Below are 20,705 nucleotides of genomic sequence, written 5' to 3' on the forward strand. Positions count from 1 at the left end.
TCGGTGGCGGCGCTTACCGTTGACGCATGGATCTTCGACTGCCCCGACTGCGCGGGGCCGTACTACGGAGGCCGCGACGGCTCATCGCCGCCGCGGCCGCCGTGGTAGTGCTCGCCGGCGCCGGTACGTGGACGGCCGTCGCCTCTGATGAGGCCCCACCCGTGGACCGGGCCGACAGAGTCATGGACATGGGCGGCGGGGTGAAGATCGACACCTCGTACTTCACGGAGGGCTCGGGCCGACGTCCCGCCGTCCTCCTCGCACACGGCTTCGGCGGCAGCAAGGACGACGTACGGTCCCAGGCGGAGAACCTGGCGCGCGACGGGTACGCGGTGCTGACGTGGTCGGCGCGCGGAATGGGCAAGTCCACGGGGAAGATCGGCCTGAACGACCCCAAGGGCGAGGTGGCCGACGTCTCCAAGCTGATCGACTGGCTGGCCGAGCGTCCCGAGGTCGAGCTGGACAAGGACGGCGACCCGCGCGTGGGCGCCACCGGCGCCTCCTACGGTGGCGCGGTCTCGCTGCTCGCGGCCGGGTACGACCAGCGGGTGGACGCCATCGCCCCGGCGATCACGTACTGGAACCTCGCCGACGCCCTGTTCCCGAACGGCGTCTTCAAGAAGCTGTGGGCCGGGATCTTCGTCAACACCGGTGGCGGCTGCGACAACTTCGAAGCCCAGCTGTGCGAGATGTACCAGCGCGTCGCGGAGTCCGGACAGCCGGACACCGAGGCGAGGGAGCTGCTGGAATCCCGCTCCCCGTCCGCCGTCGGCGACCGCATCAACGTGCCCACGCTCATCTCGCAGGGCCAGACCGACTCCCTCTTCCCGCTGGGCCAGGCCGACGCGATGGCCAAGGCGATCCGCGCCAACGGCGCGCCCGTGGACGTCGACTGGATCTCGGGCGGCCACGACGGCGGCGACATGGAGACGGACCGGGTGTCCGCGCGCGTGGGCTCCTGGTTCGACCGCTATCTGAAGGACGAGCCGGGGGCGGACACGGGGCCTGCGTTCCGGGTCACGCGCAGCAGCGGCGTCGATTCACAGGAGGGCACCACACGGCTGACCGGCGTGAGCGCGGACAGCTACCCCGGCCTGACGAGCAAGACGCGCCCGGTCGCCCTGACCGGGCGGGAGCAGCGCTTCGAGAACCCGGCGGGCGCCAACCCGCCCGGCGTCTCGGCCCTGCCCGGCCTCGGCGGCGCCGGCGGCCTCTCCCAGCTCTCCTCGCTCGGGATCGGCGTGTCCCTCGACTTCCCGGGCCAGTTCGCCGCCTTCGAGTCGGAGCCCTTCGTGGAGGACCTCCAGATCACGGGTTCGCCGACGGCGACGGTCCATGTGAAGTCGACGAGCGAGGACGCCGTGCTCTTCGCGAAGGTGTACGACGTCGGACCGGACGGCGGCACCCAGCAGGTACTGCCCGCGCAGCTGGTCGAACCCGTCAGGGTGGAGGGCGCGAAGTCCGGCAAGGACGTACGGCTCACCCTCCCGGCGATCGACCATGAGGTCGACGACGGCCACCGGCTGCGTCTGGTCCTCGCCTCCACGGACCTGGGTTACGCCTCCCCGGCGGCTCCGGCGACCTACACGGTCTCCCTGAAGGGCGACCTGAGGGTCCCGACGGCACTCGGCGACTCGGAGGCCTCGGCACCGCTGCCCGCGTGGGTGTGGTGGCTGCCGCTCGCCGGCGCGGTGACGGCGCTGGTGCTGGTGGTGACGGGACGTCGCCGTATCGCCACGCCCGCTCCGGACCCGGAGCTGGCTGAAGTCCCGCTGCAGATCACGGATTTGAGCAAGCGGTACGCGAAGTCGAGCGACCGTTACGCGGTCCGGGACCTGTCCTTCCGGGTGGAGAGGGGTCAGGTGCTGGGACTGTTGGGCCCGAACGGTGCGGGCAAGACGACGACGCTGCGCATGTTGATGGGTCTGATCAAGCCGGACGGCGGCGAGATCCGGGTCTTCGGCCATGCGATCCGGCCGGGTGCGCCCGTGCTGTCGAGGGTCGGCGCCTTCGTCGAGGGCGCGGGTTTCCTGCCGCACCTCTCCGGGCGCGACAATCTCGAGCTGTACTGGCGGGCGACGGGCCGCCCGCCCGAGGACGCGCATCTGGACGAGGCGCTGGAGATCGCGGGCCTGGGTGACGCGCTGTCCCGCGCGGTCCGTACGTATTCGCAGGGCATGCGCCAGCGTCTCGCCATCGCTCAGGCCATGCTCGGCCTGCCGGACCTGCTGATACTGGACGAGCCGACGAATGGGCTCGATCCGCCCCAGATCCGGGAGATGCGCGAGGTCGTGATCCGGTACGCGGCGGCGGGCCGCACGGTCATCGTCTCCAGTCACCTTCTGGCGGAGGTCGAGCAAACCTGTACCCACCTGGTGGTCATGGACCACGGCCGCCTGGTCCAGGCGGGCCCCGTGAGCGACATCATCGGCGAGGGCGACACGCTGCTCGTCGGCCTGGCCTCCGACATCGCCGACCCGGTGGTGAGGAAGGTGGCGGCCCTGCCGGGCGTGGAGTCGGCGGTACGTACGGAGGACGGCCTGCTGGTACGGCTGACTCCGTCGGTGGCGGCCACTGTGGGTTCCTCGGTGTCCGAGACCTCCGGTGCTTCCGGCGCTGCCGCTCCTTCCGCTCCTTCCGGTCTGAAGGCTTCGGGCGGCCCGGACTCCGAGGGCGCACCCGGCGGCGTTTCCGAGCGGAGTGCCTCGCTGCTCGTCGAGCTCGTACGGCTCGAAGTGCCCGTCGCCTCGCTCGGCCCGCACCGTCGCCTGGAGGATGCCTTCCTCACCCTGATCGGAGACTTCGAATGAGCACCCTCGCCGAGAAGGTCGAGAAGGAAGAGGTGGCGGAGGGCTACCGGGCGGGGCGGACGCTGCCGTTGCGCGTCGAGCTCGTACGACAGCTGAAGCGGCGGCGCACGCTCGTCATGTTCGGGGTCCTGGCCGCCCTGCCGTTCATCCTGGCCATCGCCTTCCAGGTGGGCGGTGAACCGGGTGATGGCAACGACCGGGTGAACCTGATGGACACGGCCACGGCGTCCGGGGCGAACTTCGCCGCGGTGAACCTCTTCGCCTCCGCGGGCTTCCTGCTCGTGGTCCCGGTGGCGTTGTTCTGCGGGGACACGGTCGCTTCGGAGGCGAGCTGGTCGTCGCTGCGCTATCTGCTCACGGCGCCCGTGCCCCGCGCCCGGCTGCTGTGGTCCAAGCTCGTCGTCGGACTCACCCTCAGCTTCGCCGCGATGGTGCTGCTGCCGGTGATCGCGCTCGCCGTCGGCACGGCCGCGTACGGCTGGGGACCGCTCCAGCTCCCCACCGGCGGCACACTGCCCACCGGCGACGCCACACGGCTCCTGCTGATCGTCATGGTGTACATCTTCGTGTCCCAACTGGTCACCGCGGGGCTGGCGTTCTGGCTGTCGACCCGGACCGACGCCCCGCTCGGCGCGGTCGGCGGCGCGGTGGGTCTCACCATCATCGGCAGCGTCCTCGACGAGGTGACGGCCCTCGGCGACTGGCGCGACTTCATCCCCGCGCACTGGCAGTTCGCCTGGCTGGACGTCATCCAGCCGCAGCCGGACTACAGCGAGATGATCCAGGGCACGGCCATCTCCATAACCTACGCACTGGTGCTGTTCGCGCTGGCCTTCCGCGGCTTCGCCCGTAAGGACATCGTGTCGTAAGGGATGTCGCGATCGTGTCGTAGGGATCCTCCGGACACCGCCGGGTCTCCGGAGGATCACCGACCGGTCTCAACTGCGGCCCGCCGTGCCCCCTTTGAGATCGATCCGCAACGCCCCGTGCCGCACGCCTCGACCCCCTCCGGCGTCACAGTCACAGACGTCGACGTCAACTCATCGAGGGGGCCCAGATGGGCGAGTACCGGACGACCCACCGAACACGGCGACTGCGCGGCACACTGACCGCTCTCACGGCCGCGAGCTGCCTGCTGCTCACCGCATGCAGCGGAGGAGGAAACGACGACGCGTCGCACAGCGGCGCCGACAAAGCCCGCGGCACGGACGCCTTCCCGGCACCGCCCCCCGCCCCCGCACAGCCGACCGGCCCCGCGGGCACCGACGAAGGCAGCACACCGGGCGAGCAGAAGGGCGAGATCCGCGAGACCGCGCCACCCCCGGCCGACTACCTGTCCACCTTCGCCCTGGACGTCGACACCGCCTCGTACGGGTACGCCCGCCGCACCCTCGCCGACGGCCGTCGGCCGGACCCGACGACCATCCGCCCCGAGGAGTTCATCAACAGCTTCCGCCAGAACTACGAACGACCCGAAGGCAACGGCTTCTCCGTCACGGTCGACGGCGCCCGCACGGACGGCGGCGGCGACGACGATGACTGGCGACTCGTGCGCGTCGGCCTGGCCACGCGCCCGGCGGAGGACACGGGCGAACGGCCGCCCGCCGCCCTCACCTTCGTCATCGACGTCTCGGGTTCGATGGCCGAGCCGGGCCGCCTGGACCTGGTCAAGGAGTCCCTCGACGTGATGACGGACGAACTGCGCGACGACGACTCGGTCGCGCTCGTCACCTTCAGCGACGAAGCCGAGACGGTACTGCCGATGACCCGGCTCGGCGACCACCGCGGCCGCGTCCACGCGGCCATCGACACCCTGGAACCCACCCTCTCGACCAACCTCGGCGCGGGCGTCGAGACGGGATACGGCACGGCCGTCGAAGGCCTGCGCGAAGGCGCCACCAACCGTGTCGTCCTGCTCTCCGACGCCCTCGCCAACACCGGCGAAACCGACGCCGACGACATCCTGGACCGCGTCGCGGACGCCCGCCGCGAGCACGGCATCACCCTCTTCGGCGTCGGCGTGGGCAGCGACTACGGCGACGCCCTGATGGAACGCCTCGCCGACAAGGGCGACGGCCACACCACGTACGTCTCGAACAACGAGGACGCCCGCAAGGTCTTCGTCGACCAACTGCCCCGCAACATCGACCTCACGGCCCGCGACGCCAAGGCACAGGTCGCCTTCGACCCGCAGACGGTCGACCAGTTCCGGCTCATCGGCTACGACAACCGCCAGGTCGCCGACGAGGACTTCCGCAACGACCGCGTCGACGGCGGCGAGATCGGCCCCGGCCACACGGTCACGGCCCTCTACGCGGTCCGCACCAGGCCCGGCGCGTCCGGCCACCTCGCCACGGCGACCGTCCGCTGGCTCGACCCTGACACCCGCACGCCGCACGAGGAGTCCGGCCGACTGGAGGCCGACTCGCTCGACCGGCCCCTGTGGAGCACCGACACCGCCCGCAGCGGACTCCAGGTCACAGCGATAGCCGCCTACTTCGCGGACGCCCTCCGCACCGGCGACTCCCGCTGGTCCCGTCTCCCCGGCGCCCCCGCCCTGCCCGAACTGTCCGACCGCGCCGACGAGTTGGCTGACACCACGGAATCCGAGGAGGTACGCCAACTCGCCGAGGCGATCGAACAGACGGGCCGGTAGGGGTTCTATAGCTGCGGGCCGTCCGTGGCTGGTCGCGCCCACGCGGCGGAGCCGCAAATTGACACAGCCCCGCGCCCCTTACGGGGCGCGGGACTTCGCGGATCCGCTCAGGACGGCCGCAGCCGGTACGCGTACGTGTACGTCCGCCCCGAATGCAACAGGTACTTCTCCAGCGGCGCGGCCCCCCAGGAATCGATGCCGCCCACCCCCATCTGCCGGTGGTTGACGCCCAGCACGGTCTCGGCCCGCCGCTTCAACTCGTACGGGTGCCGCGGCCCGTCGAGGTCGAACGGCGAGTAGTGCAGCGCGCTGGTCTCCAGCAACGGCTCGCCGTCCGCCGGGTCGGCGAGCACGGTGAGCCCGTCACCGGCACGGTCGGTCAGCGACAGGTGGCGTACGTCCGTCATGTTCCCCGTCTGCTGGGGCCGGACGTACGGCGCCACCTGGTCGTCGACCGTGGAACGCCAACGCCCCACGAACGCGGACGTCTTGCGGTCCCAGTAGTTCTCGTGCGGCCCGCGCCCGAACCAGTCGAGCCGTTCGAAACCCGCCGGCACGGTCAACAGGGTGCCCACCATGGGCAGATCGGGCAGCCCCGAGGCCGCCTCCAGTGTGTGCCGCACCCGCACCTCGCCGTCCCCGCGCACCCGGAACTCGGTGCGCCACGACGAGGCGTTCGGCGAGGTGGGCAGCGTACAGCCGACCTCGATGACGACCTCGCCGGACGAGGGCTGCGAAGCCTTCACGGACGTCACCGTCCGTTTGGAACCCGCGTCGCGCCACGTGCGCGCCGTGTTCTGGAACTTCCTGCCGATGTCGTTATCCGTCGGCCCACGCCAGAAGTTCGGGACGGGGCCGTCGGCGAGCAGAAGCCGCCCGCGGAAGACGTACGAGGAGAGGGTGCCCGAGGTCTTCGACAGCACCACCTCCACGTTGCGCCCGCTCACCTTCACCTCGCCGTCGGTCTCCGTCAGCGTGAGGTCGCCCCGCGACTCCGGGGCGGCGGGCGCGGGTGCGGGCGCGGGCGCCTGCCAGTCCAACGCCAGCTGCTCGGCGGCCACTTCATGCCCGGCGTCGGCCCAACTCGTCTTCTTCCGCAGCACGAAGGAGAAGTTGAGGAAATACTCCGCGCCGGGTTCGGGCGTGGCCGGCTTCCGGTACGGGATGCGTACGGTCCCCTCCTCGCCCGGCGCGACCTCGGGCGCCGCGAGCGTGCCGTGCTGCACGCGCGCACCGTCCCGAGTCACGGTCCACCGCAGCTCGTACGCGTCCAGGCCGCTGAACAGATTCTTGTTGCGCACCTTCACCACACCGGCGGCGAGATCACCCGCCGTGATCCCCACCGGCTGGTAGACCTTCTTCGCCTCCAGCAGCCCGGGATGAATCGCACGGTCACTCGCCACCAGGCCGTTGCAGCAGAAGTTCCCGTCCGTCGGATAGCCGGGCTTCCAGTCGCCCCCGTACGACAGATAGGTGCGCTTCGGGTCTCCCGGCACGGGCAGCCGGATGGTCTGGTCGGCCCAGTCCCAGAAGAACGCGCCGTGCAGGTTCGGATAGCGCTCGAAGATGTCCCAGTACTCCGGGAGATTGCCGCCGCTGTTGCCCATCATGTGCGTGTACTCGCACAGCATGTACGGCTTCGGGTTGCCGGACCTGCCGTACGCCTCCACCTTCGCCGGGCTGCTGTACATCTCGCTGTGCACATCGGTCACGGAGTTCATGCCCTCGTAGTGCACGGGCCGCGAGGCGTCGCGCGCGTGCATCCAGTCGGCCATGACCTGGAAGTTGGAGCCCTGGCCCGCCTCGTTGCCGAGCGACCAGACGACCACGCACGCGTGGTTCTTGTCCCGCTCGACCATCGACCGCAGCCGGTCCACGCAGGCGTCGGTCCCACTCGGGCAGCGAACCGGGCACGGTCTCGCGCACCCCGTGCGTCTCCAGGTTCGTCTCGTCGACGACGTACAGGCCGTACTCGTCGCACAGCTCCATCATCCGCGGATGGTTGGGGTAGTGCGCGGTGCGCAGGGCGTTGATGTTGTGGCGCTTCATCAGCAGGATGTCCTGCACCATCCGCGCCTCGTCGACGGCCTGGCCGCGGTCGGGGTCGTTCTCGTGGCGGTTGGTGCCGCGGAACATGATGGGTTGGCCGTTGATCGTGAACTTCCCCGGTCCATAGTCGACTTGGCGGAACCCGATCCGCTTGCTGTGGATGTCGACGGCCTTGCCCGAGCCGTTCCTCAGTGTGACGACGAGGGTGTAGAGGTTCGGCTGCTCCGCCGACCAGAGGGCGGGGCCCTTGACCTCGCCCTTCAGCGTCACCTCGTCCTCGACGCTGTCCCCCAGCTCCAGCACGCGCCGCCCTCGCGCGTCGAAGAGCTCCGCGACCACACGATGCCCGGCGGCCGCCTTGTCCCCGTCCCCGTCCCGGTCGCGTACGGCGACATCGACGCTCAGCACGGCATCGCGGTACGCGGAGTCCAGCTCCGTCCGTACGAACAGGTCCTGCACATGCACCCGCGGGACCGAGTACAGATACACGTCCCGGAAGATCCCGGACAGATCGATCATGTCCTGGTCCTCCAGCCAGCTGCCGTCGGACCAGCGGTAGACCTCCACGGCGAGCGTGTTGCGCCCGGCCTTCAGATGCGGGGTGATGTCGAACTCGGCAGGCGTGTAGCTGTCCTCGCTGTACCCGACCCGCTCGCCGTTGACCCACACGAAGAACGCGGACTTCACGCCCTGGAAGGAGATCAGCGTGCGTCGGCCCTGCCAGCCGTCGGGCACGGTGAACGTACGGCGATACGAGCCGACGGGGTTGAAGTCGTGCGGTATCTGCGGGGGCGCCGGGTTCTCGTAACCGACCCACGGATACTTGATGTTGAGGTAGATCGGCTCCGGATAGCCCTCGATCTCCCAGTTCGAGGGCACGGGTATGCGGTCCCAGCCGCTGTCGTCGAAGCCGGGCGCGTGGAACCCGGTCGGCCGCTGGTCGGGGTTCCTCGCCCAGTGGAAGCGCCAACTGCCGTTCAGGGAGCGGTGGTACGGCGACTTCTGGAACTGTCCGCGTAAGGCGTCAGCGGCGTTCGCGTACGGCACGAGGCGGGCCCGTGCCGCCTCGCGGTTGACCTGGAAGACCCGCGGGCTCGCGTCCCACTCGTCACCGTCGGCGGCGAACACCCGCTTCTGCGCGGCGAAGACGGCGGCTCCCGCGAGGGCGGCTCCCGCGACGAGGACACCGCGGCGGCTCGGACGGTTGGTGCCTGGAGGGTTGGTGTCCGGACTGTGTGCGTTTGTTCTGTCTGCACTCATACGGCGGCTACTCATGCGGCGGCTCCGACCCGAAAGGCGACAAGAAGCACCAGCGTCGAACGAAACCGCGCACAGTGCAAGACCTCACACGCCGCACAACTCACCTTCGTGCTCAGCGGTACAGCAGGCCCGCTCAGGAACAGCTGCGGGCCACCGAGACGACGAGGTCCCGCAGCCGCTCGGCGTACAGCCGCATGTTCTTGTACGCGGTGTCGGTTTCCGGGTACCGGCTCGCGAACCACAGGCCCTCGTGGACCCTGTTGATCCACACGCACACCTGGTCGCCGTACGAGACCCGGATCAGTCCGTAGGCCTGCAACTCGGCCCAGTGGTCGGAGCCGGGGATGCCCCGGGTGTCGACGTACGAGACGATCGAGTACAGGTCGGGCGAGGTCGGGCGGAAGTCGGAGCCGAGCAGGCGCAGGACCCGGGCGAGGGGCATACGGGCCAGCGACCGGTTGGCCTGCAACTGGGCGCGCACGGCCCGCAGGGCGCTGGGGAAGTCGGGGGTGAAGGGCACTTCGATCGGTGCGCCGCCGACGTACCAGCCCACGGAGTCCGACCAGCGGGACTTCACCCGGGTGTGGAACGGCACGACCGTGCGGTAGACGGGCTGCCCGCCGATCCCGTGGACGATCAGGCTCGTGGCGGCCAGGACGCCGACCAGGCTCCCGCCGTAGGGGCGGCAGTACGCCTCGAACGCGGCGGCGTCGTCCGCGCCCACCAGGTACTCACCCATCAGCTTCTGGGTGGGCAGCCCGCCGCCGGGCTCCAGGCCGAGGTCGATGGGGAAGTTCGGCAGCCTGCCGTCACATCGGCGGATGAACTCCTTCCAGCGGGCGACGACTTCGTGGGTGTCGTCGATCTGATCCGCGTTCGCCCGCTCGATCTCGCAGAAATCGACGTAGCTGCCGACCGGTGGCTGCTCCACGGCGCAGCCCTCGACGCCCGCCACGTACAACTCATGGATCTCGGCGGGGATGCGCTCGATGGAGTAGGCGTCGACGTTGCTGTGGTCGAAGGCCATGTACACGCTCGCGCCGTCGTCCCGGACGACCGCGGCGTAGAGGAAGTTCGGCCAGCCGAGCGCGTCCGCCGCGACGTCGAAGCGGTCCTGGAGGCGCTGGGTCAGTTCCGCCGCGTCGGGGAAGTCGCCGATCTCTTCGCGATCCAGTGACACGTCCTGGGCGTCGAGGGTGAACCGGCACATCTCGTCGTCCGAGTCGCCGGTCCAGCGGAAACCGCTGCGCAGCGTCTCGTGCCGCAGCGTCCAGCTCCGCAACGCGTCCTGCAGCGCGTCGAGATCGACACTGCCCGGGATGTCGAAGGCCGCACCCAGCCAGGTCGGCACGAACAGCCCGTCCTCGCGCACGGACCGGGCCGTCCTGATGTGTGACTCCTGGATGTACGCCGGTGGCCGGGAGTCCACCGGCAGAACTGCCGCCGCCTGGACGGTCGCCGGACTGAGCGTCCACTCGACGAGCCGCCCGGGACGTACCTCACAGCGCTGGATGTCGGTGATTCGCACGGGGCGTCTCCGTTCGCAGAGGGGCAGATCCGATCATGGGAATGCCTCGGCTACGGCAAATGTGTGCCGACACGTGCGGTGTTCCGGCTTTTTCAGTGGATCGAGTGGCAGCTCGAACAACGGTGCTCGTTGACCCGTGCGTGTCGGGGCCGGAGGCTCGGCCTCCGGTCGACATCTTTCCGACAGTTCGCCCCATATCGTTGCCACATGGATCTTCGATTGCCCGAACTACGCGGAATGCCCGGACTCCGTGTTGTGCGCGGTGTTGTGCGCGGCTTGCTGCGGCGGCCCCGGCGCGTGCTCGCCGCCGGGGCCGCCGTCGTGGTGCTCACCGGTGTCGGTACGTGGACGGCCGTCTCCTCCGACGAGACGCCGTCGGTACGCCGCACCGACCGGATGATGGCCACGGCCGACGGGGTGCGCATCGACACCTCGTACTTCACTTCCGGCTTCACTTCCGGCTTCACTTCCGGTCAGGGCGGCCGCCGCCCGGCCGTGCTGCTCGGGCATGGCTTCGGCGGCAGCAAGAACGACATACGGCAGCAGGCCGAGGAGCTGGCCGGAGCCGGGTACGCGGTGCTGACCTGGTCGGCGCGCAGTTTCGGGAAGTCCACCGGCAGGATCGGTCTGAACGACCCCGACGGCGAGGTCGCCGACGTGTCGAAGCTCATCGACTGGCTGGCGAAGCAGCCCCAGGTCCAGCTCGACAAGGCCGGTGACCCGCGCGTGGGCGTGGCCGGTGCCTCGTACGGCGGCGCGATCGCGCTGCTCGCCGCCGGGCACGACCAGCGGGTGGATGCCATTGCTCCGGCGGTCACGTACTGGAACCTCGCGGACGCGCTGTTCCCGAACGGCGTCTTCAAGAAGCTGTGGGCGGGCATCTGCATCAACACCGGTGGCGGCTGCGAGAAGTTGGAGGCGCGGCTGTGCCGGATGTACAACAAGCTCGCCGAGTCCGGCACCCCGGACGCCGAGGCGCGCAAGCTGCTCCAGAAGCGGTCACCGTCCGCCGTCGCCGACCGCATCAAGGTGCCCACGCTGCTTGTGCAGGGCCAGTCGGACTCCCTGTTCCCGCTGGGCCACGCCGACCGGGCGGCGCAGGCGATCCGCGCCAACGGCGCCCCGGTCGACGTCGACTGGATCGCGGGCGGGCACGACGGCGGTGACCTGGAGGCCGGTCGCGTGCAGACACGCGTGCGTGCCTGGTTCGACCGCTACCTGAAGGACGACAAGGGTGTCGACACCGGCCCCGCCTTCCGGGTCACGCGCATCCTCGGCACCGGCGACAGCGACGGCAAACCACGGCTGAGCGGAGTGAGCGCGGACACCTACCCCGGCCTGGGCAGCGGGCTGCGCCCGATCGCCCTGACCGGGCGTGAGCAGCGCTTCGAGAACCCGGCGGGCGCCAACCCGCCCGCCGTCTCCGGTCTGCACGGCCTCGGCGGCGCGGGCGGCCTCTCCCAGCCGACCACGCTCGGGAACGGGGTGTCCCTCGACTTCCCGGGCCAGTTCGCCGCATTCGAGTCCGAGCCCTTCCAGGACGACGTGCAGATCACGGGTTCGCCGACGGCGACGGTCCATGTGAAGTCGACGAGCGAGGACGCCGTGCTCTTCGCGAAGGTGTACGAGGTCGGACCGGACGGCACCCGGCCCGCGCTGCCCTCGCAGCTGGTCGCCCCCGTCAGGGTGGAGGGTGCCAGGGACGGGAAGGACGTACGGATCTCCCTGCCGGCGATCGATCACGAGGTGGACGACGGTCACCGGTTGCGTCTGGTCCTCGCCTCGACGGACCTGGGTTACGCCTCCCCGGCGGCTCCGGCGACCTACACGGTCTCCCTGAAGGGCGACCTGAGGGTCCCGACGGCACTGGCCGGCACGGCCACCGAGGGCCCGCTGCCCGCGTGGGTGTGGTGGCTGCCGCTCGCTGGCGCGGTGACGGCGCTGGTGCTGGTGGTGACGGGACGTCGCCGTATCGCCACGCCCGCTCCGGACCCGGAGCTGGCTGAAGTCCCGCTGCAGATCACGGATTTGAGCAAGCGGTACGCGAAGTCGAGCGACCGTTACGCGGTCCGGGACCTGTCCTTCCGGGTGGAGAGGGGGCAGGTGCTGGGACTGTTGGGCCCGAACGGTGCGGGCAAGACGACGACGCTGCGCATGTTGATGGGTCTGATCAAGCCGGACGGCGGCGAGATCCGGGTCTTCGGCCATGCGATCCGGCCGGGTGCCCCGGTGCTGTCCCGCGTGGGTGCCTTCGTCGAGGGCGCGGGTTTCCTCCCGCACCTCTCCGGCCGCGAGAACCTGGAGCTGTACTGGCGGGCCACGGGCCGCCCGCCCGAGGACGCGCACTTGGACAAGGCCCTGCAGATCGCGGGCCTGGGCGACGCGCTGTCCCGCGCGGTCCGCACCTACTCGCAAGGCATGCGCCAGCGTCTCGCCATCGCCCAGGCCATGCTCGGCCTCCCCGACCTCCTGATTCTCGACGAGCCGGCCAACGGGCTCGACCCGCCCCAGATCCGGGAGATGCGCGAGGTCGTGATCCGGTACGCGGCGGCCGGCCGCACGGTCATCGTCTCCAGCCACCTCCTGGCGGAGGTCGAGCAGACCTGCACCCACCTGGTGGTCATGGACCACGGCCGCCTCGTCCAGGCGGGCCCGGTGCAGGAGATCGTCGGCTCGGGCGACACGCTGCTGGTCGGCACGGCCGCGCCCGTGGACGAGCCCCTCGTGGAGAAGGTCGCCGCGCTGCCGGGCGTGGCCTCGGCGGTGGGCACCGCCGAAGGACTCGTGGTCCGGCTCGACGCCGACGGCACCCCACAGCGACTGGTCGCCGAGCTCGTACGACTGGAAGTGCCCGTGATGTCGACAGGACCCCACCGCCGTCTGGAGGACGCCTTCCTCACCCTGATCGGAGCTGAAGCATGAGCACGCTCGTCGAGCGGACCGAGGCAACCGAGGTCGCCTACGGCTACCGCGCGAGCCGTACGCTCCCCCTGCGCGTCGAGCTCGTGCGACAGCTGAAGCGGCGGCGCACACTCGTCATGTTCGGTTTCCTGGCCGCACTTCCGTTCATCCTGCTTGCCGCCTTCCGGATCGGCGGCGACCCGGGCGGCGTCGACGGCCGGGTGAACCTGATGGACACGGCCACGGCGTCCGGGGCGAACTTCGCCGCGGTGAACCTCTTCGCGTCCGCGGGCTTCCTGCTCGTGGTCCCGGTGGCGTTGTTCTGCGGGGACACGGTCGCCTCGGAGGCGAGCTGGTCGTCGCTGCGTTATCTCCTCGCGGCGCCCGTGCCCCGCGCCCGCCTGCTGTGGTCCAAGCTCGTCGTCGGACTCACCCTCAGCTTCGCCGCGATGGTGCTGCTTCCGGTGATCGCACTCGCCGTCGGCACGGCCGCGTACGGCTCGGGGCCGCTGCAACTGCCCGTCGGAGACACACTGCCCACCGGCACCGCGGCCCAGCGCCTGATGATCGTCGTGGCGTACCTCGCGGTGTCCCAACTGGTCACCGCGGGGCTGGCGTTCTGGCTGTCGACCCGGACCGACGCGCCGCTGGGCGCGGTCGGCGGCGCGGTGTTCGTGACCGTCATGGGCGGCGTGCTCGACGCGGTGACGGCCCTCGGCGACTGGCGCGCTCTCCTGCCCGCGCACTGGCAGTACGCCTGGCTCGACGCCGTCCGCCCGCAGCCGGAGTGGGATCGCATGATCCAGGGCTCGTCCCTGTCGACCGCGTACGCGCTCGTGCTGTTCGCCCTGGCCTTCAGGGGTTTCGCCCACAAGGACGTGGTGTCCTGAGGACCGCGTCCAACCGGGTGAACCTGCGAAACCACTTCTCCTGCTTCGGGTTGATAAGGAACGACTGTCCGGCTTTCCCGATTCCTCAAGCACGTCAAGCACTTCAAGCAGGAAGACAACGACATTGCGACAGACCCTGAGCAGGGGAGTGTTCGCGGCGGCCGCCGCCACGGGCATTCTGTCTCTGTACGGCAGCCCCGCCCTCGCTGACACGGACGCGACAGCAGTCGCCGAGGACTCTCCCGGCCTGGTGTCCGGGAACACCTTGCAGGTGCCGATCGAGGTGCCGGTGAACCTGTGTGGCAACACCGTCACTCTGATCGCGGCGATCGACCACGCGATCGGCAACTCCTGCGCCAACATCTCGCACGGCGACGACGGCCACGGCCACGGCGGTGAGAAGGACACCCACTCTTCGCCGAGCACGAGGAATGTGCCACCTGCGCCCGCCAGCGGTCCCCTCGCGCCTCTCACGCGCGTCAGTGAGACGCATCGCCCCGCGTCTCCGCGCACGCGGACCGATGACAAGCCGCCCACGCGGAGCGACGCGAAGCCGCCCACGACCAGCCACGAGCAGCCCGTTGAGCAGCCCGACGAGCCGCCCCAGCTGGCCGAGACCGGCAGTGAGACCAGCAGTGAGGCCCTGGCGACGGCGGCGGCCGCCAGTGTCGCACTGATCGCGGGCGGGGTGGCGATGTACCGCCGCGGCCGGGCCGACTCCCACCGGTAGCGGCTCCCCGGGTGCCGGACGCCAACCGCCCGGCACCCGCAACGGCACACACATCGGGCCGCTGACGACTCTCTCGTCGTCAGCGGCCCGCGGCGTGCCGCGCGGTTCTCCGTCAGCGGCGTACCGGCGACGGATACTCGTTCCGGCTGCTGCCCACCGGTGCGGGGACCGTCCTGCCCGCCGGGATCGTCCGGAGCCGGCGGCGTACCCCTCGGACCAGGGTCTCCGCAGTGAAGGGCGCGCCCTGGACGAAGCGCATGGCAGGGCCGAAGCCCGAGGCGGTCACCAGGCCCGCGAGGAACAGGCCGGGGTGGGAGGACTCGAAGTTGTGCCCGACCGCCGGGGAGCCGTCGGGCAGCGCCGCCAACCGCCCGCGCAGCTCGGCGGAGAGCAGTCCGAGCCGGTCACAGCGCGGCCGGAATCCCGTGGCGGCGATGACGTGTTCGGTCTCCAGAGTGCGCAGGGCACCCTCACGGCTCACCGTGTCAAGGCGTACGCCGCCCGGCACCGCACCGGCCGCGGCCACCTCGTGACCCGGCAGCAGCTCCACCAGGCTCTCCACCCGGTCCCGCACCCACCATGCGCCCGCGGGCCCCAGTGCCGTGGTCGCGATGCGGGCCCGGGACTGCTCCGGAAGACGCCGGAAAAGCCCTGGACGCTCGGAGTAGAACCAGTTCCGCCAGCCGGGGCCGAGGCCGCTGTGCGGGGAACGAAGCGACTGCCACCAGGGGCGCTCCCACGGCGGCGGCACATCGTTCCACCGCAGCCGCTCGGCCCGCGCCAGCACCCGTACCCGCGTGCCCTGTTCGGCGAGCAGCGCCGCGGTCTCCAGGGCCGCCTGGCCGCCGCCGATGACCGTGACGTCCTTGCCGCGGAAACGGTCGAGGTCGCTGTGGTGGCTGCTGTGCGTCACCAGCGCGGGGTGCAGTCCGCGCAGGGTCGGCGGTACCTCGACGAACGGCATCACCCCGACCGCAAGCGCCACCGTCCGCGCACGCAGCTCCTCACCGTCCTCGGTGACGGCCGCGAAACCGCCGGGGCAGGGCGCCACGCGTGCCACCGTGCGCTCATCCACCGCCGGTACGGCATGGCGTGCGAACCACAGGCCGTACCCCGCGAAGGCCTCGACCGGAATCGGATGCGCATGACGTGCCGTCAGGCCCTGCTCCGCGCAGTAGGCGTCCAGGCGCCAACGGCCGGCCGGATCGGAGAGGTTGGACGCCCACGGCTCCGACTTCAGGAACATGCCGCGGGGCATGTTGTCCCGCCAGGACGCCATGGGACGGCCGAACACGCGCAGGTTCAGCCCGGCGGCCGCGGCATGGGACGCGATCGACAGACCGTACGGGCCTGCGCCCACCACCAGAAGGTCATACATGATCAACTGCTCGCTTTCTCGTTGCTGGTAAGGGAGGGCGAAGTCGCCCGGGGGATCGGCCGTGGCGCCGGCGCCGCCGTCGTGCCGCCCAGTCGTTCACACAGCCGGCGGGACACATGACGGCCCCACAGGGCCCACATCGCCCATCCGGGAACGCGGTCGTCACGGGCGTACCAGGCCAGTTCGCGCCCGCCCGGCGCCGCACGGAGCGCGGCGAGCGGCGCGTAGTTCTCCACCACGAACGCCCGCCCGACCCTCGGGACCCCCTCCGGCACCGAACGGCCCGTCAGGTCCAGGTGCAGGGCCCGTACGACGTCCATCCCCGCGCTGTCCGTGAAGAGCCGGAACTGGGCGCCGGGGCGCGGGTTGAAGTCGAGCAGGTGATAGCGGCCCGTCGTACCGCAGCGGCGGAAGTCGAGGTCGAAGATGCCGCGGTAGCCCAGCTCGCCGGTGAGCCGCTCGGCCAGCGCCTGCACCTGCGGGTTGGGCGTCCAGCAGCCCACCGCGGTCAGTCCCGCGCCACGCGGCCACGCCAGCTGCTTGCGGCCGGGACCGCCCGCGCGCACGGTGCCCGAGTGGTCGGCGTAACCGTGGAAGAACCAGTCACGGTCGGGGCCCGGCGGCAGAAACGCCTGGAGCAGCAGCCGGCTGCCCGCCTCCTCGGTGCGCAGATACAGCTCCCGGGCCTGCTGCGCGGATCGCACCAGTATCGTGCTGCGCAGCCCGCAGTCGGCAGGCACCAGCCAGGGCCGGCTCCACTTCGCCACCAGCGGCAGCCCGAGCTGCCGCGCGTCGGCGGCGACCCGCGCCACGCTGTCCGGGATCAGGGTCACCGGGTGCGGGACGCCCGCGGACGCGCACACGGCGGCCAGTTCCGCCTTGTCGGCGACGCGTTCGGCCAGCGTGCCCGGCATCGTCGGCAGCAGGTAGGAGGGGACGAGCTCGTCCCGCATCCGTCCCACGGCGATCGCGCTCGCGTCGTCCAGCGGGACCAGGACGGCGGGACGCGCGATCCGGTCGGCCACGCGGCGCAGCACGACGAGGATGTCGTCGGGGGACGCTCCCGGGAGCGGCGGGGGATGCATCTGACCCACGTAACGCGACGTGTGGACGGGACTTCTCACCGAATCGGCGGTGACGACATGCACCTCCACTCCCGCCCTGCCGAGCGAACGCACGGCCCCCAGCGTTCCGTGGTGAAAGGGATTCCGGTCGATCCGCAGCAAAACGGCGGGGACACGGGTGTCGAGAAGCGACACGAATTCTCTCCTTCTGTCGGATCGGCTCACCCGCACGGGGGAGCGCAGCACTCGAAAGCTCCAACGGCAATGGCATCATTGGCTTTTCTGTGCCTGAATTCATATGACTGCTCGTCAATAAGGAGAACCGAGGCAGAAGGCCGACGAGAGCGAAGAAAGGAGCAGGCATGGCCCCACAGCACAAGCGGGTCCGGGTCCGCTGGCTGGCCGCGGGCGCGGTGGCGGTCGCCGCGTCGGCCGCCCTGGCGTCCGGTTCCCCGGTGGACGTGGGGGTGGTGCGACCCGACGATCCTCGCCCTCCGGCGCCGAACCCGGCGACCACCTCGGCAGCGGGCAAGAAGCCCCCGGCCTTCGGTGCCTTCCTCAGATCCGACCACCGTGGTGTGGCCCGCATGGCACTGTTCAGCCAATGGCTGGGCGGTGCCGAACTCCGCGTCGGCCACACCTATCTGCCCGGCAACCGCTGGCGCGACATCGAGGGCGGCCCGGACTTCCTCGACGGGTGGGCGCACTGGCGCAAGCAGAAGGCCGACCGGATGCTCGTCGTCAACGTCCCCATGCAGGAGCGCAACGAGGAGGGCGTCGGCGACGAGGAGGTCCGGGAGCTGTTGCGGCAGGGCGCGGCCGGGGAGTTCGATCACCACTTCCGCGCCCTCGCCGAGCGGCTGGTCGAGCTGGAGGTGCCGGACGCGGTCCTCGTGCTCGGCTGGGAGATGAACGGCACCACGTACACCCATCGTTGCGGTCCTGACCCGGAGGCCTGGAAGCAGTACTGGAACAGGATCGTCACCACCATGCGTTCGGTGCCGGGCCAGAAGTTCCGGTTCGATTTCACGCCGACCCGCGGCCGGGACGCCGTTCCCTGGACGAAGTGCTATCCGGGGGACGACACGGTCGACATCATCGGCATGGATTCCTACGACCAGCCGAACGGAATGTCGTTCGACGAGCAGGTGAAAGAGCCCTACGGGCTTCAGGAACATGTGGATTTCGCGAAGGCCCACGGCAAACCCATCTCGTATCCGGAATGGGGACTTTTCCGCAACGGCGACAATCCCGAATACATGCGGCGCATGCTCGAGTGGATGGCGGAGCACGGGCCGCTCTACAACACGCTGACCGACTACTGCCCGCACGGTGTGTGGCAGTGCGGGGCCAACCCGATGTCGTCCGACCTCTACCGGTCCGTCCTCTCCGGCCGTACCGAAGAGCCGACCCCGACCCCGGTCCCGACCCCTACGCCGGTGCCGACCACGCCCCCCACACCGCCGTCCACGGAGGAGTGCACGCCGCTGGACCTCGGCAGCTGGGTGGAGTACTGGCTCGGCGGGAAGCTCTGCCTCCGCTTCGACTGGTGGTAGCGCGTCTGGTGGTAGCTCATCCTCGGTGCCGAGTCCGGCACGGTCCACCGCCGCCACCGCTGTCATCGCACATCGGCGGCGGCGGCCGGGCCGGGCACCGAGGCGGCCGGGACGGGATCGTCGTCCTGGCCGGTCCTCCTCGGCCGCACCAGCAGGGCCAGGCCGCACAGCAGCCCGCCCGCGCTCGCGCCCACCAGCGTGGTCACCTTCGGCGACGCGGACGTCGGCTCGGTCGGCTTGACCGCCCGCGAGAACCGTACGAGCCGGACCTGGGTGCTGTCCTTGGTGTCGTCCGCGTGCCGGGTCAGCGCACGCGAGACCCCGTTGGCCATGTCGACGGCGAGGTCGGGGTGCGCGGAGGTGGCCGAGACGGCGACCATCGGCGCGTCGGGCGAGGTCGCCGTGCGCACGCTGTGCTGCAGCGTCCGCACCGGCACGCCCGCCCACACCTGGGCGTCTCCGAGCACCGCGAGCTGCTTGGCGACCCGGCCGTACGCCTGCGCGAAACCGAGGGCGGATTCCGGGGCGGACTGCGCGGTCGGTACGGCGATGACGTAGCTGGTGGCCGTGTAGGTCGGGGGTGTGACCATGCCGTACGCGCCGCCGAGCAGGCCCCCGAGAAGGGTGCCGGCCGCGAGCACGGACCACGACGGCAGCGTTCTGAGACGGGACGGCAGTTCCCTGAAACGGGCCGGGGACAGGCGGCTCTGACGGGTCGGAGTGTCGGTCATGACGGGCTGGCTCCCAGGGGTGAGAGGGACGACGAGGACGAACGGGAGACCGCTGCCGCATACACGTCCATGAGGCGGGCTGCGCTGCGGGTGATGCTGTGTCGGTGCGCGACCTCCGGGGCCGTGCGCGGCCGGGGGCCCGCCGCGCGTACCTCGGCGATCGCGCGGGCGTACGCCTCGGGACCGCCGCGCACGAGCCGGGCGTCGGCGGCGGACGCCGGCAGGTCCTCGATCGCCGGGCAGGAGGCGTAGAGGACGGGCAGGCCGGAGGCCAGCGCCTCCACGGCGGCCAGGCCGAAGGCCTCCTCCGGGGACGGGGACGCGAGCAGGTCCATCGCGGCGGTGAGCGAGGGCAGATCGGGGCCGGGGGAACCGTCGGGAACGTAGGGGCGTTCGCCGGCGAACAGGACGCGGTCGGCCACACCGGCCTCGTATGCCGTACGGCGCAGGATGTGCTCCTCGGGGCCGCCGCCCACCAGCAGCAGCCAGTGGTCGTCCGGGAGCCGGGTGAGCGCGTGGACGAGGACGTCGAACCGCTTGCCCCGGGCGAGCCGGCCGACGCCCCCGACGACCCAGGCGCCCTCCGGCAGACCGAGGCGCCTGCGGGTGCGCTCGCGCCGCTCCTGGTCGAAGCGGAAGCGCTCCAGGTCGATGCCGTTGGGGACGACCTCGATACGGGGCGCGGGCACACCCCAGTGCTTCAGGCGCTCGGCCACCGCCGAGGAGACGGCGACCGTCGCCGAACCGAGCCGCTCACTGGCGAGGTACAGCGCGCGCACCCCTGCCGTCAGCCTGCGGCCCTCCATCTGCGAGTCGCCCAGGGAGTGTTCGGTCGCGACGACCGCGCGGACTCCGGCGACGCGTGCGGCGAGCCGGCCGTAGACGCAGGCCCGGTACAAGTGCGTGTGCACCAGGTCGTAGCCGCCGGAGCGGATCACCCTGACCAGGCGGGGCAGCGCGGCCAGGTCACGGTTGCCGCCCATGCCCAGGTGCACGACGCGGACGCCGTCGGCGGCCAGGCCCTCGGCGACCGCACCGGGATTGGTGAGCGTCACGACGTCGCAGTCGACGGGCAGGTGACGCAGCAACAGGCGCAGCTGCTGCTCGGCCCCGCCGACGCCGAGCCCTGTGATGATGTGCAGAGCCCTCATC

The 20,705-nt window shown here is 70.8% G+C and carries 13 protein-coding genes and 1 pseudogene; 7 read left to right on the forward strand and 7 right to left on the reverse strand.

What is annotated here, in order from left to right; all coding sequences use genetic code 11:
- Positions 1–26 precede the first annotated feature (26 nt).
- The 3 genes from G5C60_RS06205 to G5C60_RS06215 all read left to right on the forward strand — a co-directional run bounded on the left by G5C60_RS06205 (position 27) and on the right by G5C60_RS06215 (position 5,466).
- Positions 27–2,810, forward strand: coding sequence for an alpha/beta fold hydrolase (locus G5C60_RS06205; RefSeq protein ID WP_165255379.1), 2,784 nt, complete (start codon positions 27–29; stop codon positions 2,808–2,810).
- Complete coding sequence (locus G5C60_RS06210) at positions 2,807–3,679, forward strand: ABC transporter permease (RefSeq protein WP_165255381.1); 873 nt, start codon at positions 2,807–2,809, stop codon at positions 3,677–3,679. The genes G5C60_RS06205 and G5C60_RS06210 overlap by 4 nt, the downstream gene beginning before the upstream one ends.
- 188 nt (positions 3,680–3,867) lie before the next feature.
- Positions 3,868–5,466: a vWA domain-containing protein gene (locus G5C60_RS06215; protein ID WP_165255383.1), complete on the forward strand. Its 1,599-nt coding sequence runs from the start codon at positions 3,868–3,870 to the stop codon at positions 5,464–5,466.
- 107 nt (positions 5,467–5,573) lie between these two features.
- Here the strand turns inward: G5C60_RS06215 and G5C60_RS53555 are convergent, their stop codons facing one another.
- The 3 genes and pseudogenes from G5C60_RS53555 to G5C60_RS06225 form a co-directional block, all read right to left on the reverse strand.
- The gene (locus tag G5C60_RS53555) at positions 5,574–7,325 is read right to left on the reverse strand and encodes a beta-galactosidase small subunit-related protein (protein ID WP_338145715.1); all 1,752 of its coding nucleotides are present in this window, start codon (positions 7,323–7,325) and stop codon (positions 5,574–5,576) included.
- Positions 7,326–7,434: 109 nt separating this feature from the next.
- A pseudogene (locus G5C60_RS53560) lies at positions 7,435–8,790 on the reverse strand (sugar-binding domain-containing protein); the annotation flags it as partial.
- Between the two features lie 118 nt (positions 8,791–8,908).
- Positions 8,909–10,303, reverse strand: a complete 1,395-nt coding sequence (locus G5C60_RS06225; protein WP_165255385.1) for a condensation domain-containing protein — start codon at positions 10,301–10,303, stop codon at positions 8,909–8,911.
- Between the two features lie 207 nt (positions 10,304–10,510).
- Between G5C60_RS06225 and G5C60_RS06230 the strand changes: the two genes are divergently transcribed.
- The 3 genes from G5C60_RS06230 to G5C60_RS06240 all read left to right on the forward strand — a co-directional run bounded on the left by G5C60_RS06230 (position 10,511) and on the right by G5C60_RS06240 (position 14,824).
- Positions 10,511–13,225 carry an alpha/beta fold hydrolase gene (locus G5C60_RS06230; protein ID WP_165255387.1) on the forward strand — a complete coding sequence of 905 codons (2,715 nt, stop codon included), beginning with the start codon at positions 10,511–10,513 and terminating at the stop codon, positions 13,223–13,225.
- Entirely contained in the window at positions 13,222–14,094 is an 873-nt protein-coding gene (locus G5C60_RS06235; protein WP_165255389.1) for an ABC transporter permease, read from the forward strand. The genes G5C60_RS06230 and G5C60_RS06235 overlap by 4 nt, the downstream gene beginning before the upstream one ends.
- Positions 14,095–14,218: 124 nt before the next feature.
- Positions 14,219–14,824, forward strand: coding sequence for a chaplin (locus G5C60_RS06240; protein WP_206439146.1), 606 nt, complete (start codon positions 14,219–14,221; stop codon positions 14,822–14,824).
- A 112-nt stretch (positions 14,825–14,936) separates the two neighbouring features.
- On the opposite strand, the gene G5C60_RS06245 is transcribed toward G5C60_RS06240, so the two are convergent.
- Complete coding sequence (locus G5C60_RS06245; RefSeq protein WP_165255391.1) at positions 14,937–16,202, reverse strand: NAD(P)-binding domain-containing protein; 1,266 nt, start codon at positions 16,200–16,202, stop codon at positions 14,937–14,939.
- Positions 16,203–16,204: 2 nt separating this feature from the next.
- Positions 16,205–17,461, reverse strand: a complete 1,257-nt coding sequence (locus G5C60_RS06250; protein ID WP_165255393.1) for an ATP-grasp domain-containing protein — start codon at positions 17,459–17,461, stop codon at positions 16,205–16,207.
- 167 nt (positions 17,462–17,628) lie between these two features.
- On the opposite strand from G5C60_RS06250, the gene G5C60_RS06255 reads away from it, so the two are divergent.
- Positions 17,629–18,822: a glycoside hydrolase family 26 protein gene (locus G5C60_RS06255; protein WP_165255395.1), complete on the forward strand. Its 1,194-nt coding sequence runs from the start codon at positions 17,629–17,631 to the stop codon at positions 18,820–18,822.
- Between the two features lie 62 nt (positions 18,823–18,884).
- Here the strand turns inward: G5C60_RS06255 and G5C60_RS06260 are convergent, their stop codons facing one another.
- Positions 18,885–19,553, reverse strand: coding sequence for a YveK family protein (locus G5C60_RS06260; protein WP_165255398.1), 669 nt, complete (start codon positions 19,551–19,553; stop codon positions 18,885–18,887).
- Positions 19,550–20,704, reverse strand: coding sequence for a glycosyltransferase (locus G5C60_RS06265; protein ID WP_165255400.1), 1,155 nt, complete (start codon positions 20,702–20,704; stop codon positions 19,550–19,552). The genes G5C60_RS06260 and G5C60_RS06265 overlap by 4 nt, the downstream gene beginning before the upstream one ends.
- Position 20,705 lies beyond the last annotated feature (1 nt).

The sequence above is a fragment of the Streptomyces scabichelini genome (assembly GCF_011045015.1).
GTDB lineage: Bacteria > Actinomycetota > Actinomycetes > Streptomycetales > Streptomycetaceae > Streptomyces > Streptomyces scabichelini.